Annotated in this window: 15 protein-coding genes and 3 pseudogenes; 9 read left to right on the top strand and 9 right to left on the bottom strand. The window is 44.2% G+C overall.

The window, feature by feature from the left end; all coding sequences use genetic code 11:
• Positions 1 to 7: 7 nt before the first annotated feature.
• The gene (locus tag BJP37_RS10120) at positions 8 to 3619 is read right to left on the bottom strand and encodes a LamG-like jellyroll fold domain-containing protein (protein ID WP_075898493.1); all 3612 of its coding nucleotides are present in this window, start codon (positions 3617 to 3619) and stop codon (positions 8 to 10) included.
• Positions 3620 to 3902: 283 nt separating this feature from the next.
• On the bottom strand, positions 3903 to 4166 hold the full coding sequence (locus BJP37_RS10115) for a hypothetical protein (RefSeq protein WP_075898490.1): 264 nt from the start codon (positions 4164 to 4166) through the stop codon (positions 3903 to 3905).
• Between the two features lie 445 nt (positions 4167 to 4611).
• Between BJP37_RS10115 and BJP37_RS43425 the strand changes: the two genes are divergently transcribed.
• Together BJP37_RS43425 and BJP37_RS10110 are read left to right on the top strand one after the other, a co-directional pair.
• Positions 4612 to 4740, top strand: a complete 129-nt coding sequence (locus BJP37_RS43425) for a hypothetical protein (RefSeq protein ID WP_269086977.1) — start codon at positions 4612 to 4614, stop codon at positions 4738 to 4740.
• Positions 4741 to 5094: 354 nt separating this feature from the next.
• Complete coding sequence (locus BJP37_RS10110; protein ID WP_075898488.1) at positions 5095 to 6021, top strand: helix-turn-helix domain-containing protein; 927 nt, start codon at positions 5095 to 5097, stop codon at positions 6019 to 6021.
• A 158-nt stretch (positions 6022 to 6179) separates the two neighbouring features.
• On the opposite strand, the gene BJP37_RS10105 is transcribed toward BJP37_RS10110, so the two are convergent.
• On the bottom strand, positions 6180 to 8552 hold the full coding sequence (locus BJP37_RS10105; RefSeq protein ID WP_075898486.1) for a peroxidase family protein: 2373 nt from the start codon (positions 8550 to 8552) through the stop codon (positions 6180 to 6182).
• Between the two features lie 1087 nt (positions 8553 to 9639).
• Here BJP37_RS10105 and BJP37_RS42355 point away from each other — a divergent pair.
• The 3 genes from BJP37_RS42355 (at position 9640) to BJP37_RS10090 (ending at position 12152) form a co-directional block, all read left to right on the top strand.
• A complete protein-coding gene (locus BJP37_RS42355; RefSeq protein WP_229415261.1) occupies positions 9640 to 9825 on the top strand; it encodes a hypothetical protein in 186 nt (61 codons plus the stop codon).
• A complete protein-coding gene (locus BJP37_RS10095) occupies positions 9815 to 11083 on the top strand; it encodes an RNA polymerase sigma factor (protein ID WP_075898482.1) in 1269 nt (422 codons plus the stop codon). The genes BJP37_RS42355 and BJP37_RS10095 overlap by 11 nt, the downstream gene beginning before the upstream one ends.
• 703 nt (positions 11084 to 11786) lie before the next feature.
• Positions 11787 to 12152 carry a hypothetical protein gene (locus BJP37_RS10090; RefSeq protein WP_075898480.1) on the top strand — a complete coding sequence of 122 codons (366 nt, stop codon included), beginning with the start codon at positions 11787 to 11789 and terminating at the stop codon, positions 12150 to 12152.
• A 161-nt stretch (positions 12153 to 12313) separates the two neighbouring features.
• Here the strand turns inward: BJP37_RS10090 and BJP37_RS36120 are convergent, their stop codons facing one another.
• Positions 12314 to 12493 carry a hypothetical protein gene (locus tag BJP37_RS36120; protein WP_143727550.1) on the bottom strand — a complete coding sequence of 60 codons (180 nt, stop codon included), beginning with the start codon at positions 12491 to 12493 and terminating at the stop codon, positions 12314 to 12316.
• Positions 12494 to 12779: 286 nt separating this feature from the next.
• On the opposite strand from BJP37_RS36120, the gene BJP37_RS42350 reads away from it, so the two are divergent.
• Positions 12780 to 12980, top strand: a complete 201-nt coding sequence (locus BJP37_RS42350; protein WP_075898478.1) for a hypothetical protein — start codon at positions 12780 to 12782, stop codon at positions 12978 to 12980.
• A complete protein-coding gene (locus BJP37_RS38865) occupies positions 12905 to 13090 on the top strand; it encodes a hypothetical protein (RefSeq protein ID WP_158069507.1) in 186 nt (61 codons plus the stop codon). Before BJP37_RS42350 ends, BJP37_RS38865 begins: the two co-directional genes overlap by 76 nt.
• Before the next feature lie 375 nt (positions 13091 to 13465).
• Here the strand turns inward: BJP37_RS38865 and BJP37_RS10080 are convergent, their stop codons facing one another.
• The 5 genes and pseudogenes from BJP37_RS10080 to BJP37_RS10060 all read right to left on the bottom strand — a co-directional run bounded on the left by BJP37_RS10080 (position 13466) and on the right by BJP37_RS10060 (position 18620).
• Positions 13466 to 14446 carry a homogentisate phytyltransferase gene (locus tag BJP37_RS10080; RefSeq protein ID WP_075898476.1) on the bottom strand — a complete coding sequence of 327 codons (981 nt, stop codon included), beginning with the start codon at positions 14444 to 14446 and terminating at the stop codon, positions 13466 to 13468.
• Between the two features lie 296 nt (positions 14447 to 14742).
• Positions 14743 to 16086 (bottom strand): NAD(P)/FAD-dependent oxidoreductase, encoded by a 1344-nt coding sequence (locus BJP37_RS10075; RefSeq protein ID WP_075905949.1) that lies wholly within the window; start codon positions 16084 to 16086, stop codon positions 14743 to 14745.
• Between the two features lie 628 nt (positions 16087 to 16714).
• Positions 16715 to 16975 (bottom strand): annotated as a pseudogene (locus BJP37_RS44920) (c-type cytochrome); the annotation flags it as partial.
• Positions 16976 to 17700: 725 nt separating this feature from the next.
• Positions 17701 to 18063, bottom strand: coding sequence for a plastocyanin (gene petE / locus BJP37_RS44915; RefSeq protein ID WP_075905947.1), 363 nt, complete (start codon positions 18061 to 18063; stop codon positions 17701 to 17703).
• Between the two features lie 344 nt (positions 18064 to 18407).
• Complete coding sequence (locus BJP37_RS10060; protein ID WP_075898472.1) at positions 18408 to 18620, bottom strand: hypothetical protein; 213 nt, start codon at positions 18618 to 18620, stop codon at positions 18408 to 18410.
• Between the two features lie 104 nt (positions 18621 to 18724).
• On the opposite strand from BJP37_RS10060, the pseudogene BJP37_RS10055 reads away from it, so the two are divergent.
• Together BJP37_RS10055 and tnpC are read left to right on the top strand one after the other, a co-directional pair.
• A pseudogene (locus tag BJP37_RS10055) lies at positions 18725 to 19087 on the top strand (cysteine dioxygenase family protein); the annotation flags it as partial.
• A gap of 225 nt (positions 19088 to 19312) precedes the next feature.
• Positions 19313 to 20751 (top strand): annotated as a pseudogene (tnpC, locus tag BJP37_RS10050) (IS66 family transposase).
• Positions 20752 to 20788 lie beyond the last annotated feature (37 nt).

Genomic DNA, 20788 nt, shown 5'->3' with positions numbered 1-20788 from the left:
TCACCCCCTACAGGACAATGCGATCGCCTTTGACCAGAGGCAAATCAAGCACTGGACTATCTTCGTCCAGGTAGATAAAGCGATAGCTAGGTTCGTTAGACACCCCTTCGTGTAACAGGCGACTCAACCTTGGTTTTCCGGTAGAGTTCAGCAGCGATTCTCCTAGGGATACTGACGGAATACTGACACGTTGCTCCATCAGTTGTCGTAAAGTCGTTCCCACCGGAACAAATACCGGTTGTTCCTGTAGCACCACCGTAATTTCTGGAATCACTGTTGCTCGTCCTCGGAAATAAAAGCTGGCAACGTTTGTCTTTTTATCCAGGTCTGTTACTGTTGCGGCTCCCATAATGGTTGCAGCCTGTCCGGGATCGAGGGAACCTGCAGAGGGAGCTGCCAAACTAGGATAAACTAGCCGCAAGTAGGGTTTTTGATAGCCAACTTTAAAGGTATCCAGACTACTTCCAGCCCCTACCGTAGCAATATCTGTGGTGACATAGGGCTGAATTTGGGACAAAAACCCATCAAAATTAATCATTAGGTTAGTGCCATCCCGATAACTGTTGAGGCTATAGTAGGACGTGCCACTGCCCACAAACCCTGAATTAGCCGTAGATTGGGCTGGATGAACGAACTGATAGTTTTGGTAATCGACCCGTAACCGCATTCCAGCTTGCAAATCCACTGAGCCATTAACAGTATCCAAGCCGTAGTAGTAGTAGAGAATTTCCTCAACCAACAACGGCATCCGTTCAGCAATCCGGGTTTTGACCAAGGTGAGGGTACCAGGAATCAGATTACTGTTGGTATCTAGTTGAGTAATAAAGTTGTCGTAATCGGTCTTAAGTTGATCTAGCCAATTGTCACTGCTTTCCGGAGGAGTTATGGTCACGGTGCAGCTTTGATCGGCATTTTCTGTAAGGGTAAAGATGCCTGCGGTGCTGGAGATGTTATTGGAATCCGCAGCAGTGTTGAATAACTGCGGCAATGTTGTAGTTTGGGTGATGGCAGCAGAGTCGTTGGGTTTGCCCAAATAAATAACAGGTTTTTCCTGCACCACCGTAAAGTAGTAGTCCGCTTGATGGCGAAACTGTTGTGCAAAGATCACATCTACTTGGGAGTTTAACCTTTCCAAAATCGCTTCCAGGATGTGATTGGGAGTCAGCGGTGGGCGGACTAGGGTAAACTCCGGCACTGTAAAGGTGTTTACCGTCCCTGCTTGATCTGTCCAATCAAAGGTTCCAGAGACTTTTGCCAAAAAGCCTAACTCAGTCAGTTCCAGGATTACAGTGGCGTTCATCACTGATGCGATCGCTACCTGGTCGATAATCTTTTGGGAAGTACCTGGTTCAAAGATAGGACCCAAGGTAACTTCAAACGGTAGAGTTAAATTTCTTTGCCCTTCCAGGACAAACTGCTCATTGCGCCACCAGCCATGAAGTACAAGGTTTTCTCCCAACCAATTGCCCTTGAGAACGACTTTTCCATCTTCAATCCCCAGGGGGTCAAATTGACTCCTTTGTTGATTGTGACGAGCAAAGAGTAGCTTGAAATCTACCGTCCAATCAAATGGGCGATAATCCCTTAATTGGGGGAGTACTAGTTCAGGCACAGAGGTGATGGAAGACATCTGCCAGATCTCCCCGGTGGTATCTGATTTCAGGAATAGACACAACCCCTCTAGGGTATTAATTTGTCCTAATCCGATTGGAAGGTCTAATTCCGGTGAATTGAGGGCAAGTTTCCCTGGCGCATCCCCTTGAACTGCCGTAAAGGGAATTGACGTTTTCCATAACGTGCTATCCACTTGTCCCCACTTAAAGTACCAGGTTGGGGAGGTTCCAGGTTCTGATTGCCATTCCAGGGCAATATTAGTGAAGTCAAACTCAGGGGTAACTTCCCGGATTTCAGAGGTGTCAACCTTGAGATTGAGCTTAGACTCTGAATAATGCTCTACATCCGGCATACCCTCCAAAGTCAGTTGAGCAGTTAGGGGTTGGTTCAAAGGACTGGGCATATTAGTCAGCGTCAGGTTGCCCAAAATTTCAATGGTGGGGTAGTAGCGCTGGTAAATCGCCTCTGGTGTCAGGGCGGAGTCATAAATTGCCACCTCGTAGAGTTCCCCTTCCCAAGGGAAATCTTGATTTCTTGGGGATTTGCCCCTGCGATCGAGAAATAAAACGTCATTTGCTAACGCTAACTTAACAGCAGGGTGATTTGTCCAAGGATTAAGTTCGTGATCATCATCCCGGTTTTTCCAAGGAGAATCCTCCTCATCATCCCGATTTTGCCAACGATTATCCTCATCATCATCCCGACTTTCCCAACGATTACCCCTCTGATTCCTATTTCTCCAACGATTACTCTGCTGATTCCTATTTCTCCAGAAATGACGCTCCTGATTATCGCTATTAATCCATTTTGAATTGTCTAGCTGCCCATTGAGATACAACTTGGCATTATCACTCTCATCCCCCAAGTTATTCTGTGAGAAAGTATAGACAACATAGGTTAGCTCAGTTGTTACTGTGTCGGGACTTGTGGTCAGGATTTGCCAATATCGGTTTCTATCATTAGTGTCGGTGCGCAATAGCACACTATACTCGTCGTGATGGTACCAATCCCCCGACCACTGATTTCCATAACCCTTTAGCCATTCTGAATCCCCTTGAGCCAGAGTCACATAGGGATTTTCAGGATCTTCGGAGATAGTCAGGACTATAGCTGGGTATTTTTGACCCGTTTGGCTAGGCTTAATCCAGGTTGCAATGGTGATTTCGTTGGTCTCTTGGAATGCCTTGATCAGTTTGCTAGCAGAACTTAGGTTTGCCGCTTCTAGGGTCGCATTTTCACTCTCGATCAAGCCATCTTTAACAGCGATAGACCCTAATCCCCACTGCACTGTTTCTGGCTCCGTTTGAATCCGTAAGTCGATGGCTGGTGCATCTTCGCTATTCCTCAAGGAGCAATCATAAACCCATTCTCCCGACTTTTCTCCAAACCAATAGAGAACTTGGGGTTGAAGAGGATTTGACCCAGGTTTGACCGTAAAAGTCGTCAACTCTAAATTGCCCCAGGGTTGAATTGGGATTTCCTGAGGATTATTAGGATTGTAATTAAAAATCAGTTCAGAGCCATCGCTCAACCCGGCCTCAAGGACAATATCTTGACCAGAGAAAACCGCCGTCACTGTTCCACTTACAGTAGCGGTTTCGGAATTAAGTTGCTGGGTAAAACTCAGATTTAAATCTTTGAAATGGGTTGAGCCTTCGGGACTAAATCCAAAAGAGTCAGTAGATTGAACTCCTAACGTAAATGAATCGCTGTCGTAGGTGAGTTCAATAGTATAAAATGCATCGAAAGGTGAGGCAGGTAATCCGGGTAAGATTAGGCTAGCTTGATAAACTCCCTTATCAATGGGTGCTCCAGGTTTTAGAATTTGTGCAACTGATGATTCTGCTAGAAACTCGGAGATTGTTTGTTTACTATAGCGTTCCTTATCGAGTCCCTCAGGAATTGTAATCCAATAAATCTGGAAACCAGTCTGAGCATCAATCTCGTATTTAAAGTAGTACTCAGAACCTAGACTCAATAATGTTATAAATCCGTATGCGAGCATAAAAACTCCCTTGAATTCTACGTAAGGATTCAGCAACGTTGGTTATGGAATCAAAGAAGGAGCAAGTGCAGTTTTATCAAGTTGAGCCGGTCGAGCTTGCTCAACAAAATCTATCACAGACCACCCCTAAGGAGAGCAGTTTTTTTACTAAACTTAATATTTACTAAACTTAATAAATTAGCCGATAAATTACGCTAACTTAGCAGTATCTTGAAACTATTCCCTAGGCCGAGAGCCACTCCAGCTTTTTCCTTGATGTCTTTGCTGTTTGCCTAGTTGACGTTTAGGTTTTTATACTGTATCTTGTTTTTATTATTTCTGATTTTCCGTTTTTTTGAGTAGGTCTGTTGATGGCGGTTTTGATTAAATTTTGCGTTCTAATTCTGCTACTTACAGGCAGTTTATCTATTTCTTGTTTCAGTTCTTCTATTGTTGCTTGCTGCTGAGCTATAGCCTTCGCTACAGTAATGAGCATTTCTACCACTTCCTCCTTCGGCAACTGGTTGAATCGTTCTGGTTCTAGTTCGTTCGGCTGGTTTTTGGTCACGATCGCAATCCTATACGGTTGTCTCGCTTTTGTCAATACCCCACTATGTTAATTCTTACTTTAGTCGGGGAATCAAAAACGACTTGGCAGTTAAAACCACCGTCAAAACTTGACATTTTGTTCCCAACATGTATTTTATTTGCTACACTTTGAGCAGTAGAGTAAAGCGATAAAAGTTTGATGTTGCTCTAGGAAATCAAAATTCAGGATACTGAAGATAATTGCAGAAAATTTAATGAAGTTTACCTATAATAATATTGGCCTATAGCAATCCGTGTAGGAATTGAGAGAATTTTGATGCGATATTCCCTACTCCCTACTCCCTACTCCCAGATCCGCTGTTCCCTTTGCTATATAAAAATTATTAAAGGATATACGGTAAAGAAAAAAAAACGAAATGATGCCTGAAATTATTGCCAAAAATTAGCTGATAATTCGTAAGCATATGCGCTACGCGCACGCTTACGCGAACAGCATTCAGTCGTCAGCTGTCAGCCGTTGGCCTTGGGCTTTGGCCACGCTACGGGAATGGCCATGCTATGGGAATCGCCAACGGCTGAATGCTTACAATTAGATCAGCCCACTCGACGAAAGGGGAAAGACTCACAGTGACGTGGGAAACCCCCGCATGAAGGCGCTGCATCGCTTTCTTATCCCCCACACCCCACACCCCACACCCCACACCCCACACCCCACACCTAAGGTCAAAGTAAAAAACCTACCCTTATGAGTTGTTCCGCCCGGGGGAGGATGCCAATCGGAACCATACCCTAAAATGAGAGAGTTTTCCTATTTGATCAGCAAATTGGCTATATTGTTAATCTTTGTTAATTTTTGATAAGTTCTATGGTGAGATGCCCAAGGGATGTTACTATCCGGTGTTTATGTATAAAAATTGTTAACGTGGATTAATGGGTGGAGAGATTTGGTGAGCCACTTAAGTCTAGAGCAAGAGGAGCAACTCCAGAAAATAGGGACCTATCTCAGCCAACTCAGGCAGGAGAAATCTATACCTATTGAGGAAGTTGCTAACAAAACCTTTATTCGATTGCATATATTGCAAGCCCTTGAAGCAGGGCAATCGGAGGGGTTGCCCGAGCCAGTTTACATTCAAGGCTTCATTCGTCGCTATGCAGAGTTTCTCAGTCTAGATGGTCCAGGGATAGCCAAAACGTTTCCAGTTAATTCTGGATTGTCCTTGAACACCGAGAACACCGAGAACACCGAGGAAACCAATAACACCAAGAACACCGAGGAAAGCCAGCCTGGTGCCTTAGTCTTGTATAGCAATACCCCCTCACAAGAGAAATCTCAGACTCTAACCTCTGCTCAACAGATTCCTAGGATTCTAGCCAAAAGCAAGACTGTTAAGACTGTAGCTAAAAGCGTACAACCCTATTATGGTTACATCATAATCGTAAGCTTGGTCAGTGTTGCTGGTGGACTAATTTATCTACTCAACACCGTTTTCACCTATATAACTAATCGACAGATCGAAAACTCATCAGTTGTTCAGGAGCAGCAAACCCCAGATAAACCAGAACAACCAGCACCAGCCCCTAAGCCAGAACCATTACCACCCCCCAAACCCAAACCTTCTCCATCTAATCCATTAATTAAAGTACGCTTGAGTATTACAGAGCAAACTTGGGTACGAGTGGTAGTTGATGGCAAAATCGCGTTGGAAGACACCTTACCCAAGGGATATCAGAAAACCTGGATTGCTAAACAAAAACTGACTGTTAGGTCAGGGAATGCGGGAGGTGTTTTGTATACTGTGGATCAACAGCAACCAAAATCCCTCGGTAAACGTGGTGCAGTTGTACAAAGGAGTTTTAGCTTAGCTGCTCAGTAGATCGCTTGTAGGGTGGGCAAAAACCCTTTGGTTATGGGTGAGTATTCTAAGCATATGCGCTACGCGCATATGCTTACTGAGTATTCACGATTAGATTACTTTGCCCACCCTACTGGAATTGGTATGTTTTTTTCTAATCATTACTGATTGATGAACCATTATAAAATGGTAAGGTCAATCACTAGATCGTTAAAGTCGCGATCGCTTTTGTCACTGTCATTACCACTTAAATCTTCAAAGGCGAATGTGAATGTGTTGTCACTGCTATTTCCAAGTTGAAGGATGTGGCTCATGCCATCACTGTTAGCAGCTGTGAAAGCAAAGAATACCTCAGCATCACCATTTTGCACATCTTCCAATTCCCCATCCGTAATCAAGTAGGGAGCTAGGATAGAGCCACTGGGAAGAGTAACATCAAAATTCACCGTGGTCAAGTTTTCCTCTACCTTGAATTCAGCCACGCTGGCATCAATGGCAGCTTCTGCATAACCCTCTTGGCCAGGAGTAAGAGATTGACCCGTGATCGGATCAATTATCGTTCCCTGTTGATCAGCAATTACATAAAAGCCAATTAAATTGTCATACTTCGCCTCTCTAGTCACAGTTGCTGTAGCTTGTCCCGACAAGCCGGTTAAATCTAGCAGTCCATCAGAGGAGGGATTGTTATCGGAGCTGATCAAGAAAGCATTGTCTTGAATTGTAGTAATTTCGGTGTTGAGCTTGATAATGTCAGCAAACGTAACTTGCTTTATGGCTGCAATTTCCTCTTGGGTAAAGAAACCGCCATCCTCAATCGGTCTCTCGAACCAAAAGCGGTCAGCATCCCGTATCCGCTCGTATTGCTCCCATAGCATTGCTTGAATAGTTTCTCCGGCACTGGATGGAGCAACAGCATCTTCTGCAAACAGCCCAATCAATAAGTCGATATCTTCTACAGTGTGGTAGAGGTTTTCGAGAGTATTTGCCAACTCTGAATTTGAAGTAATTTCGGCAAAAGTAGTCACCCGTGGTAGACCGAGACTTGTTCGCACTTGGTTATAGTCAGCCAAACCATGATCTCGTCCCCGTTGCTGATTAGCAGCATAAAGGTCAAATCCGATTGCACCTGGTATTAAAGCGTTGCGCAGGTCAAAGACTATATTAGTATCAACATCTTCAGTAATTGTTTGACTCGCACCGCGCAAGATATTATCTATATCGCTACTATCATTAATATTGGGTGAACCAAATGTTCTTAATAATTGCAAACTTGTGAGATTACCATCAGCATCAATAGTGTCTATACGGTTATTGGTTTGGGTATGACCAACACGAAGACCAGCAGCAGCAAATTCACTAGTGATTTCTGGGGTTTGATCAGAGTTATAGCTACTGTAGTCGGTGATCACATTACCCACCATCAGGGGGAGCCACTCGTACAGGACAATAGCTTGATATTGGGCAATATTAATCTGGCGAGAGCGTTGATATATCTGTTCATCTGTCCAGTCAGGATGAAACCGATAAAGTTCTTGGGCAAGGCGGTTGTGGTTACGCATCCAGAGGGTATGCTGGGATGCCAAACTATCGTTCTCGTTAACCCGTGTATCCCCCGCTAGAAAACCCACATCCATAAAAGCGCCTTTACCACTGATCAGTTCTCCATCAGCACCTGTGATGTTAACGGGTAACAAGTCGTCATTAGTGGTAACTGTTTCATCTGAGAAGACGTTGAGGCGACCTTCTGAAAAAGCACGAATTGCTTGATATTCTTCTTCAGTAGACCCATAGACTACAGAAAGGTCAAGCCAAGAGGTAACAATATTAATGGCTTTTCCTGGGCTCCCAGAGACTCCAGTACCGGTGAAAAACGCATCCCGTTCAAAGTCAAACTCTAACCCACCATCTGCCTGTGTAGAAATTTCTTGAGTGGGAGGAGTGTTTGGTGGAAAATTCGGGTCATCGGCTGGAATGTCAATGGGGAAATTGAGCAATTCTAACCGGTTTTGGTTTTCTTCTTTTGACCCATTCGCTGCTAAATCAGTGTCGTGGTTGACGAACTGACCAAAAGCCCAAATGAAAGCGCTTAAGTCATTGCCATTGGGATCAGACTCTCCTTCTTCTAAGTTAGAGGTGGCATTGCTGATCACTCGGGTACTAGGGCGATCCGGTGGGTTAAGCAACACAAAGGGTGCATCAGAGACATTGCTTAAGCCTTCTGTATTGGATATGACATTCAATCCCAATCCATTTAATCGGTCTGCTTCGGCTTGGGTAAATATGGGAATCGGTTGGCGCGTAACAGTATTGCCATCTATACCGATCAAAGCATTGCCTTCTGCATCAAATGCAATACCTGCCGGTGACTGGATTCCGTCTTCATACTCAATTGGACCCAAACGCAGCAAGGGCGTATTAGGGATTCCCAAAGAGACTTGGTCTAAATTATTCCTACTGCCGTCGATCAGGCGAATGGTAATCCCTTCATCGTTTACAACTAATGTGCTGTCGGCAAATGGGTCTCGTTGAAGAACACTGTTGAGATTAGTCATAACAAATAGTTCAATAAACCTAAGGCTTATCTATAAGAGTTCCCAACCGTAAGGAAAAAATCCTAGAGGTTAAGTTAAATTAGGATGTTTTGTTGTACAGCTGACACTAGAATCGACCCCTGAAAGTATTACTATTTTTAGGTAGTTTTATGGTTGACCCCTAGGATGGCTTGTGCTTAGCTGACAAACGTCACGAATAAAGAGCCTGTTACTTTTAGAGCTCCTGAAATCTTAGACTATAGATTTCATAATTGCTAACTTATTTTAGATTTTTTTTTAATTTAAGATAGTTTATTCGATCAACTGGAGTATTTTAACAGGTTTTATTCGATACCAAATTAAGTTACCGTGAGAGGATTGTAAATACTTTTATCTGATCTATATCAAATCTTTAATTCTCTGATGAGATTTATTTGATACTTTTACATTTTCTACCTTTACCTGATAGGAGCTTCGGAGCAGGTAGCAGGCAACAGGCAACAGGCCAAAAAACTTCTACACAAATTGCTATAGCGGAGATTTCAGAGTATTACTTTTTTTTAGGTGTAATTTGTTTAATAAGTTTTCGCCCATTTAAACGATATTTGATTAACTAAAAAAACTGAAACTATTCTGGCTTATGCCTTATACCTTATACCTTATGCCTTATACCTTATGCCTTATGCCTTGGATCCAATACATTTTCCTTATTACCAGCTGATGTGGTATGATAATATTTTTACTTAGATAAAGTTAAAAAAAGATAAAGACAAGGCTTCAATAAAATTTACAAAAATCCTAACTCAAGAGATGACTGGACTTGAGGGCTTAAGTTGACTAAGGTCACTTGTTTAACTTGGCTGAATAGGCCACACTGGTCTTCGGTGCATCTGACTGTCTTGATGCAGTCGCTCATGGGGGAAACCACGGCAGTCGCTCATGGGGGGAACCCCCAAGACCGCGCTGCCTTCCCAAGACCGCGCTGCATCGCTTTTGCAAAAACACTAGGCTCGAATACTGAAACCCCTATTATCTCGTTAGTTGAGTGATCGATTTACAAAATATGGGATCCAGCAAAATTGACTTTGGTGTTTCTACAGGTGCGCTTATGCAGCCAACAAACCAAGGTTTTCATGGCCAATGGAGGGAAAATGCAGAAAACGCATCTACCGCTGCTTGGGTGGGGTCTCTCCTGGAAAAACTGTCTACTGGAAACCGCACTGCCTTTTGGCCACTCTGGAAACAGTATCAAGACTATCTTTACCATCGCGCTCTGCAGCTGGATGGGGGGTAATCGGTCTCAAGCTCAAGATGCTCTTTCTGAGATTATGCTCAAGGCTTGGGAAAAATTGCCCAAATTTGCCGCAAAGATTACCAATCTCAAGGGATGGCTGACTAAATTTGCCCATAACTTCTGTATAGACTGCCATCGAGAAAATAACTCTGGGGCAATAGGAGTAGAAAACCTCGAAGCGATCGCATTGGCAGAAAGGAATGGGTTGGTTACTGAATTTGATACCCCAGGACAAATTGTAGAAAAAAGGGAACTATTAGAGGTAATCCGTAGTGCCCTAGAGGATTTGCCCGAGAATCAGCGCAACGTATGTATCTTGCGCTTTGAGCAGCAGTTGTCTTACCAAGAGATAGCTCAACGATTAGATATTTCCAACAATACCGTTCGTAAACGTATCCAACGAGCCAGGGAGAAACTGCAGCAGCTGTTGCAGACGTATCTGGCTGGATTGGATCAGAAGGCTTATGGGGATATCGCCCTTCTTGATGCAATAGCGAGGGTCGGAAACCCCCAAGACCGCACCGGTAGTCGCTCATGGGGGGAACCCCCAAGACCGCGCTACCTGGCTGCATCGCTTTTGAAGGAGATTAGGAGAGTATCCGAGCAGCAGAGTAAAAAAGAAAAAGACACAGAAAGTCATGTCACTCCCGTTGACAAAGAGATAGAACAAGAAGACTTGGAGACAACTGAGCAGTCTTTAAGGGAAATGGGGAGATCGGGAGATGGGGAGATTGTTAGTAACGGTAATTATTCCGGCGTTGCTGAATTGAAGTATGAATGCGCGATCCTCTGGTTTTGGGAAAGCCCCCTAAATCCCCCAACTTTGGGGGACTTTGAAAGTCTTGTTCCCCCCAAAATTGGGGGGCTAGGGGGGCTCAATCATACCCACAATCAGCAACACCATTATCCTGACATCAAATTAGAGACAACGGCAGAGGAAATAACGTCACTGGTAGAGCCAGAATCTGTTGTACCAAAGGTAATCTCTATTAAAAAAGCTCCCAATCCCCCATCAACTAAGTTCAGCGATAGCAATCCTTGCCCGATGGATTGGGTAAAACCGCGATCGCTTAAAGCAATGGCAATTTCTTCACCATCCCTAAGGAATCGGAGCCAAGAGGTATCAAGATCGCAGGATCTTGCTCAGTTTCCTAGTGTTGCAAGACTTTTGTGGAAGTCGAGTACTCTCACCAAGAAAATAGAGCTAAACAGCAACCAGAAATTATATACAGGGGATAGAGGGCCGCCAGGGTATTAAGAGAATAGATCCCCCTCCCGTCCCCCTTAATAAGGGGGAAGCCAGAGGAAGCTTTGCTTTTTTCGTCATCGAGAGGCTCTTGTTCCTCCCTTGCTAAGGGGGGTTAGGGGGGATCAACAGGGATTGAACTTGGCAAACCCAAGCATTATTGGCTGGTGTGTTTTTTCACGACCAGCTAACATTGTCATGCATCAAGACAGACAGAAAAAGGAGGTAAAAAAGGAAAGTTTTATTAGCGGTTTATCTAACAAACCCTGTAATTTCTGAGTATTGGTTAACTTACCAGCAATCAACCTTTGCGATCGCGAGGCAAGTCGGTTTTGTTTAAGTAAAAGTTAAGACATATTTCTGTTCCCTGTTCCCTGTTCCCTGTTCCCTTTAAACCAAAATACTATGTCCTAATCTATACTTGCCTTGCTATACTATAAAACAGCACATTTAAGGAAAAAAAATTTAGTTGTCACAAACAATCAAAATTTTCGTTCTAGAAGCAGAAAGGTGAATAACTGAAGCATGGTCACCCATCACCCTCCTGTCACTTTTCCCCAACTATGATCCAATAACCGATCAAGTTGGTGTCACGCAAAGGGAAGTTGTGGAAAAGAAAAGAGTCCGTTGGAACCCTATTGTCTAATAAGATTTCCAGACAACTCCACCAACTTCAACTTGCAGAAAATAGAAACAATAAACAGCAATAAAAAACATGAAGACAATCAAAACTAGCCTAAGCAAAGTGTTAACTCTAGCCGTAGTAGCACTTACTGTACTATTCAGCTTCGCTGTTAATCCTGGTGTGGCTCAAGCCGACGGTTATTGCTGCGGAGGAGATGTCACCTACCTGCAGAATCCCCAAGAGCACTTTTGCTTAGTCGAAGCTGCTCCTGGTTATGAGTATGAAGCCGCTATACTACACAACGAATCTCCCGAGGAAGCAGTAGTAATAGACGCATCTACAGGCGAGCCAACCTTCATACCCCCATTTGGCGATAACATCCTGCGCCTGCCTCAGTATAGTGTCTTCTATCTAGTGGAAGGAAACGGACCAGTGGACTTTCACTGCGTACAATAAAAACAGCAAGCCAGTACACAAGGTAATCAATTATTTCAGCTAATTTTTACCTGAAATAACCAAACCCTTAGGAATTGATTATCTAAGGCATCGCCGCTAAATAGGTTATAACTCTTACCCACTCTACGCTATCTGTAAGCCTTCGAGTGAGAGGTAATAACCTAAAACATCAAAGCCCCGAGAGATTCTAGTAATGTAGATCTGGTCGGGGTGTTTTTGTATTTTCTAGCAATTATTATACTCATCAAGTACAAGTTTCTGGGTTTTAGGGAATAGGGAATAGGGAATAGGGAATAGGGAGCAGGGAGTAGGGAATAGGGAATAGGGAATAGGGAATACAATCCTGTATACCTAATAGTTATGCAAACCGCTGTAACTATATTAGTTATTATAGTAAATCTAAATTTATATGATAGTTTACTACTTACATGTTAGGCGATCAGGCTACCATAATTATCCTTAAATTTACTATTTAAAATTAGCGTTATTGTAGTGTATATATAAGAATATCGCTGTTTTTTAGTAATCCTAAAATTACCCAATTTTTTTTTTTTAAACCCTTGAAAAATTAAACTATAATCATTACAATAATCAGTAACTTACCACAATGAGTTCAATAGTTAAGTTATGCGACAAGGATTTACTCAAAACTTCAAAAAACAACCTGCTCAGCACACTCTGAAAGGGTCTCGGGAAGCAGTAATTTATAGTATGCAGAGGATGTATGCCCTAGGTTATGCAGAGATTTGCGAATGGACTCCTCTGGAGCCGACGGAGGTCCCAGGCGAAGTAATGACTACACTAAACAAGTATTGGCTGTTGCCATAACACCTTGTCTTGATGCAGTCGCTCATGGGGGAAACCCCCAAGACCGCGCTGCATCGCTAAATTTATGGGGGGTTTCCCCCCCACTGAAAGGTTCCGGTCTGCTCAAATAGGATCAGATCAGGTTAGGTTTGGTAACTGAGTGACATAGGGATGCAGCGCACCTAAAACAATTTCAACGGACTTATTGTGGAGTTGAAATAGCCGTGGATAGTATTTCCACGGCTATTTTTTTGTAAGTATATGCGCTACGCGCACGCTGCGCGAACAGCTATCAGCTATCAGCTATCAGCTATCAGCTATCAGCGGTCAGCTATCAGCTATTAGCTATCAGCTTATACTTCCCAGCGTCGTTCGCACAGCGTGGCCAAAGGCCAAAGCCTGTGCCACACTATAGCTTTTACTACTTCCCCTTGATTAGCTGACGGCTGACGGCTGACCGCTGACGGCTGACGGCTGAATGCTTACGCGCTGTTGATTCGATTGATTTAGAACTGGGATAGTCTTAAAAGACAAGCGGCTGGGAAAATTAAATATTCCAGGAAAAAGAGTTTCCAGATAAACTGATAAAAACTAGCGATCGCATTTTTATCCTCCAAGTCTACCTGGTAAGAGCGCCACCACATTACCGCTAATGCGACCAGATGAGTCCCTACCAAGAAGAGGATATTTACTGAATCGAGGAGCAACACACTAGCTAGCACCATGGCGAGATAGCAAGCAGTAATTACTCCCCGTGCTATATTAAATACCGCCAATTTACCGAGGCGGATGGTAAAGGTAGTGATATTGAAACGCTTATCCCCATCGATATCTGGGACATCTTTGAATATTGCGATCGCAACGGAAAACACTAAGATAAACCAGGTCAATGCCCACACTGCTGCGGTAGGCATCATCACTTGTCCCTGTTGCAATGCCCAACTAAAGTGTAAAAACAGACCTAAATTAACGATTGCTCCCCGTACTGAAAAAATACATAGCGCTGCCCAAAAGGGAAACCGCTTCAGGCGGATCGGTGGCAAGGAATAGGATGTACCAATTGCTAAACTAATACTGACCATCAACAACAACCACGGCCCGAATAACCAAGCCAACAGTAGCGCTAGGATACCAGTTACCGCCACAATCCCCTGACCTAGTTGCAGAGAAAACTCCCCTGCAGCCACTGGAAGATGGGGTTTATTAATCCGGTCAATCTCCACATCGTGCAATTGATTTAGTCCTACGATATAGACATTACCGCACAAACAAGCAATCCAAGCTCCCAGCAGTTGACCGAACCCTTGCCAAGTCCAACCACTGTTAGTCATGGACACAGCAATGAGATAGAGGGCAAAAACACTAAAACTCGTCCCAATAATGGTATGGGGACGAGAAAATTTCCAGAAACTGTACAGCCAAGCCGCTGGTTGCTGCAATAGATTAATCGAGGAAGGAGTAGATGCTTTAGAGGAAATCTGACTCATAGATCAGGTTAATAGTATTAGGGATTAGGGGTGAGAGTAATGGTTTTACTACATAATGCTTAGTGTAAGGGTTCTTAATACATAAGCATTCAGGGGTCAGCCGTCAGTCGTCAGCTTATTTTATTCAAAAGCTGTTCGGTTTAGCTTGGCCGTAGGCCAATGGCTGATGGCTGATAGCTGATAGCTGATGGCTGATAGCTGATAGCTGATAGCTGATAGCTGATAGCTGATAGCTGATAGCTGATAGCTGATAGCTGATAGCTGATAGCTTACCTTAATCCCTAATCCCTAAAGCCCTACACCTGTACCGGCGTCCGATAATCTCTTCTCTCCTCGAAATTCCCTGCTGGTTCTTCCTCAAGGTTGGTAATTAAACGAACCCCGCGCTTAAAGGTAAGGTAATGCCATGCCCACTGAATCATTACCAGCAACTTGTTATCAAACTCAATCAGGAAGAAGATGTGGATAAAAATCCAGGCCAGCCAAGCGGGGAAACCAGAGAACTTAACAAACCCCAAATCCACTACTGCGGCATTGCGTCCAATCACCGCTAAATTGCCATAATCCTGATAATGGAAATCCGCTACTGTCTCCTCCTTGAGGCGCTTCTGAATCAGAGTAGAGACATACTTGCCTTGTTGCATCGCCACTGGCGCAACTCCTGGTAGGGGTTTACCAGTTTGATGAGAGAAATTCGCCAAATCACCAATCACAAAAATATCGGGATGTCCTGCCAAGCTCATATCCGGTTGTACTATCACCCGTCCAGCCCGGTCTAACTCCACACCAGTAGCTTGTGCTAGCGCCTTGCCCATAGCAGACGCTTTCATCCCTGCTGCCCACAGAACAGTTTTGGCGTTAATTTCCTCTACCTGCTCCCCTCGACGCATGGTAACTATATCATTATCAATATTAGTAACTAGAGTCTTTGTCTGTACTGTTACTCCTAACCGTTCCAGAGAATTTTGGGCTTTTACTGATAACTCCGGTGGGTAAGGAGGCAAAATCCGATCCATCCCTTCCAACAGCAAAATCCTCGCTTCGGAAGTATCAATGTCGCGGAAGTCATTTTTTAAGGTGTCGTAAGCCAATTCTGCCATGGCCCCTGCTAATTCCACTCCAGTTGGTCCGCCTCCTACCAACACAAAGGTCAACCAAGCGCGACGTTTCTCGGGGTCAGTTTCTTTTTCTGCGGCTTCAAAGGCAGAATAAATCCGACGTCTAATGTCTAGGGCATCTTCAATGGTTTTCAAACCAGGAGCGTCTTTTGCCCATTGATCATTACCGAAGTAGTGGTGGCTAACGCCAGTGGCCACGATCAGGGAGTCGTAAGATATTTCTTTGTCTGGTAGTTGAACGGTTTTCTGGTTCGGGTCAAGACCAATTACTTTCCCCATCAGCACTTGAGTATTTTTCTGGTGACTCAGGATTGCCCGCAGGGGTGAGGAAATATCACCTGCTGATAAGCCCCCGGTAGCAACTTGGTAGAGTAGGGGCTGGAACAAATGAAAGTTCCGTTTATCGATTAGAGTTACTTTCACTGGTGCCTTTCTCAGAGCCTGAGCAGCATAGAGTCCACCAAATCCACCACCAATAATGACCACATGGTGAGGAGTAGTGGTCTTTGCTTCACTAACCATAGAACTAACCATAGAACTAACCATAGAATCTCTTACCTCTCCTGAATTTGTTTACCAGGACTTACGCGGTTAACTTGATTTCGCCCCCCTAGCCCCCCAATTTTGGGGGGAAATTGAGTTAAAGTCCCCCAGAATTGGGGGATTTAGGGGGCAAATGCGTAAGTCCTAAGCTATAGCGCAGCGCTATAAAAAATAATTAGTGGTCAGCAGCCAGTTGGTAATGAAAATACCACCAACAACTAAGAGGATATCTGAAAAGTTTTTTTATACTGAATTTTGCCCCCCTAGCCCCCCAACTTTGGGGGGAACAAGAGTCAATTTGCTTCTAAAAGTCCCCCAAAATTGGGGGATTTAGGGGGCTTGGATGTAGCAAATGAGACTTCTCAGACAACAACTAACTACTAACCACTAATACTGATCTAGGAATTATAAATCGGTTGTGAGTAAGAATTCAGTCGTCAGCCGTCAGCCTTTAGTAGTCAGCCTTTAGCTGATCGCTGATCGCTGATCGCTGATCGCTGATAGCTGACCGCTGATCGCTGATAGCTGATAGCTGATAACTGATAGCTATTAGCTGATCCCTTACGATTGAGTTTCACAAATCGTTTAGAAACCCGATTGTATCAATCTACTGCCAACCATTGTCAGCTTGATACAACACATAATCAGCAAGGGCTGTAATCACATCCGGTTTTAGGCGACCTTTGAAGGCTGGCATGGGGGGCTTACCATTGGTGATTTGGTAAACGATCTTGTCCTTAGAGTACATGCCATACTTCTCAAGGGCATCCTTTTTCAGAGTTTTTTGGGCATTGATTAAATTTTTTCCACCCGCATGACAACTGGCACAGTTACCTGCGAAGACTTGTGCTGATTTAGCTAGGGCTGCTTCATCTACGGCTACAGCTACCTCAGTAGTTTCAGCAGGAGCTGTTTCTTCCTCTGCTACTGCTTCTGGCTCAGCAGCAGTCTCAGGTGCTACAGCTACCTCAGTAGTTTCAGCAGGAGCAGTTTCTTCCTCTGCTACCTCAGTAGGTTCAGCAGGAGTAGTTTCTTCCTCTGCTACTTCGGTAGGTTCAGCGGGAGTAGTTTCTTCCTCTGCTACCTCAGTAGGTTCAGCAGGAGCAGTTTCTTCCTCTGCTACTTCGGTGGGTTCCGCTGGGGATTCCACTGTTTCAACTGCAGCAGTTGGGGCAGGTGTGGTTTCTGGAGGAACAGTCGCTGTACTTGACTCAGCGCAACCATAGGTAAAGGTCAAGACACAGACCGTTACCACTAGGAGTGATAATAGCTTTTTCAATGCAATTTGTCTCATGAGATTAAAAAAAACAAGTGGGCTAGTCCATAAAGGATTGTCAGATCATGTTTTTCTTTCCGTCAAAAGACAAGCTGTCAAATTTATTGGTTTCTTCCTGACTTGAAACGCAGTAAGGGCGCACACCGTGCGCCCTTACGTCATACCCTAGGGTTATAGTTGCTGGGTAAGTCTTGATTTAAATTCACCAAACTACCACGATTTGCGATCGCGTAAGTCTTAGAATAGCTAATCTTGTGAAAGCTGTGTAGTTTTCACATTCCTCAAAGTCTTGATCAACAGCCCTAGTCCTAGTGCTACTATGATGCAGCTTCAACATTGATTTTGCCTACCATGCCAGCACCACGGTGAGGGGCACAGTAGTAGGAGTATTTACCAGGCTCATCAAATGTAGATGTATAGGAAGAACCCGCAGACATCAACATGTTTTTATGACTCAGTGATTCGTTGCCCTCAACAATAACATTATGAGGACCAATTTTGTTCATCACCCACTTGACGGTGTCCCCCGGTTTGATGGTAAGAACACTTGGGTCAAATTTTAGTTGGCCATTGTCTGTACCCATTTTTACAGTGTAAGTTTCTGGAGCAGCTGCGGTCGCAGGCTCAGGTGCTGCAGCGACCTCGGTGGGTTCGGCTGGAGTGGGTTCTTCTTCAGCCACCGCAGTGGGTTCGGCTGGGGCGGTTTCTTCTTCAGCCACCTCGGTGGGTTCGGCTGGGGCGGGTTCTTCTTCAGCGACCTCGGTGGGTTCGGCTGGGGCGGGTTCTTCTTCAGCCACCTCAGGGACTTCCGCTGGGGCTTCCGCCTCTGGGGCAACTTCAGCAGCTGGGGCAGGTGTGGTTTCTGGAGGAACAGTAGCTGTAGTTGGGCCGCCGCAACCATAGGTAAAGGTTAAGATACAGACTGTTACCACTAGGAGTGATAGTAGCTTTTTCAATGCTATGTTTTTCATAAAAAAATTGAACCATGACTGTCAACGGTTCAATTATATGACAAGCTGTCATCTTAAAAGCTGTCAAACTTTTGATCAAACTGATTATGATCAGATGGCTTAGAAATCCTACAGGTCAAGGCAAGGGCTGCTGGCACAGAGATCAGCGAGGCAGCAATTAAGTAATCTGCTAGTATGCCCAGGTAGTATGCCCAGGTAGTATCCCCAGGGACATCCCAAGCTGCCATCACACTAGCAGCAATAGGGGCAAATCCACCGATGATCACAGCATCTTAGGTACCGGTGATCATCGGTGTAGATGATTAACGAAGCTTATTTAGCGGCACAAGGATTCTTTTTACTTGCACAAGGATTCTTTTTACTTGCACAAGGATTTTTTTTACCAGCACAAGGATTGCCTTCCTCTGTAGTACTCTCACCAGGAGCAGTATTGGTTGTGGGAGTTTCTCCGATTCACAACCATGGTACATGGGGAATAGTAGCGGTGATCAGTGGCCAGGAAAAAAACACCTTTTGGCGGCGTACTGATGACCCTGATTTTCGCGATCGCATCGAACAAGTAGGGGAAAAAATCCTATTCCCTGGAGATATTATTAGTTTTACCTCTAATGGGATCCATAGTGTGGAAGCAATGGGAGATGAACCAACAATTACCTTTAATATTTACGGAGAAACCAACTACGATAAGCGATTTGAGTTTGATCCACTAACCCATTCGGCAAAGACGTTTTGAATTAAGAATGTAGAATTAAGAATGTAGAATTTGGAATTTATAAATTATAATTTATAATTTGGAATTAAAATATAACATAGTTAAAGTTTTATGTCATAATTGCTAATTTAGCACCTAGACCTCTACATTATAAGTTTTTCATTATACATTCTAAATTTGTAAGGATTCAGGTGATCAGATGGGGGGGGTTGACAAAGGAGAGTAGGATAACACAGAATTATCATCATGAAAAAGCAAGTGCATCTAACTCACACAGAACAAGAACTCAACCAATTGTCTACAGAAGAATTGGTTGAGATCATAAAAGCACTGCAAACAGAGGTGGCACGGCTGAGTGTAATAGTAAGACAGGACAGCCAAACATCATCAAAACCGCCATCAACCGATATAATAAAGAAATCTGAAAAAAAGAAGCTGGAACAAGAAACCTCAGATGGAGAACAGAAACGGAAACCAGGAGGACAGCCAGGTCATAAAGGAAAAACCCGCAAAGGTATGGGCCGAGTAGACACAATAGAAGTACTTCATCCAGAGGTATGTGCCCACTGTGGGGGAACTCACTTTGATCACAGTGCCGAAAAAATAGATTTGCAGCAAGTAGCTCAGTTGGTAGCCCAACCAATAGAAGTAGTGGAGTATCATCGTCTCAGCAGTAAATGCCTAGAGTGCGGAGAAGTAACTAGAGCCTGCTGGAGTAAGGAGATGGTACCTGGACAAGACCTAGGAGTGAGACTTCAAGCGCTAATCGGCTGGCTAGGGAACTATGCCCACATGCCCTATGTCAAGATCCAGGAATTGATTGAGGAGATGGGTGGTTTAGAGATTGGAGTAGGAACCAAAGGGGCCACCAATGAAAGAGTAGCCCAAGCCATAGAAGAGCCGGTACTGGAGTTGGAAAATTGGGTAAAAACAGAACAACCCAACGTCCATGTGGATGAAACCCCTTGGGGGGTCATTGGGGTAAAGGAATGGTTATGGGTAGTAGCCAACCAGGACTTTTGTCTGTTTAGAGCAGCAGATACACGGTCACGAAAAGAACTGGAGTCACTACTAGGAGCTCAGTATAGTGGTGTTCTCAGCAGCGACGAAAAGCGTGTGTACAATGGATACCCGGCAGCAGCTCAACAAAAGTGTTTGGCTCATATGCGTCGGCATTTCAAGGGTTTAATTAAAGCTCCTGGATTACACAATGGGACGATTGGCCAGGGATTTATTAGTCTACTAGATGAAGTTTTTGAGCATTATCACTTATGGCAAACTCAGGGTGATACTCAAGCTTACTGATCATGGGCGAAGAAATTTAAGTCGAAATTAAGCAAAGCTTTTAATAAATGGATACCGCAAGCAGGAGCAAGAGCTTTGAAGCTCTTAAAGAATCTACAACGCAAGTCTAACCAGTGGTGGTATTTTCGTATAGCATCCAGAAGTACCTCCTGACAAGAATTTGGCGGAACGTTATCTACGATTAGCGGAAACCCGCGCGTAAGGTTAGCGGCGGTTCCCGCTCCTTGCCAAGATTGGGAGACACCGCCAGACTCTTAACTGTTGTGCAAACAAGTCGAAATCAGCAACGCGGTGTCGTCAACTTTTTTGCTGAAGCATTACGTGCCCACATTGGTCATGACATGGGTTTTCCTTCACTTATCCCTATTGTTACGACCTGAATCCTTACCTAAATTTTCCATTCTCCATTCTCCATTC

The sequence above is a fragment of the Moorena bouillonii PNG genome, assembly GCF_001942495.1.
Classification (GTDB): Bacteria; Cyanobacteriota; Cyanobacteriia; order Cyanobacteriales; family Coleofasciculaceae; genus Moorena; species Moorena bouillonii.
Note: the sequence above shows the minus strand (reverse complement) of the source record. Positions and strands in the feature narration are given on the sequence as shown.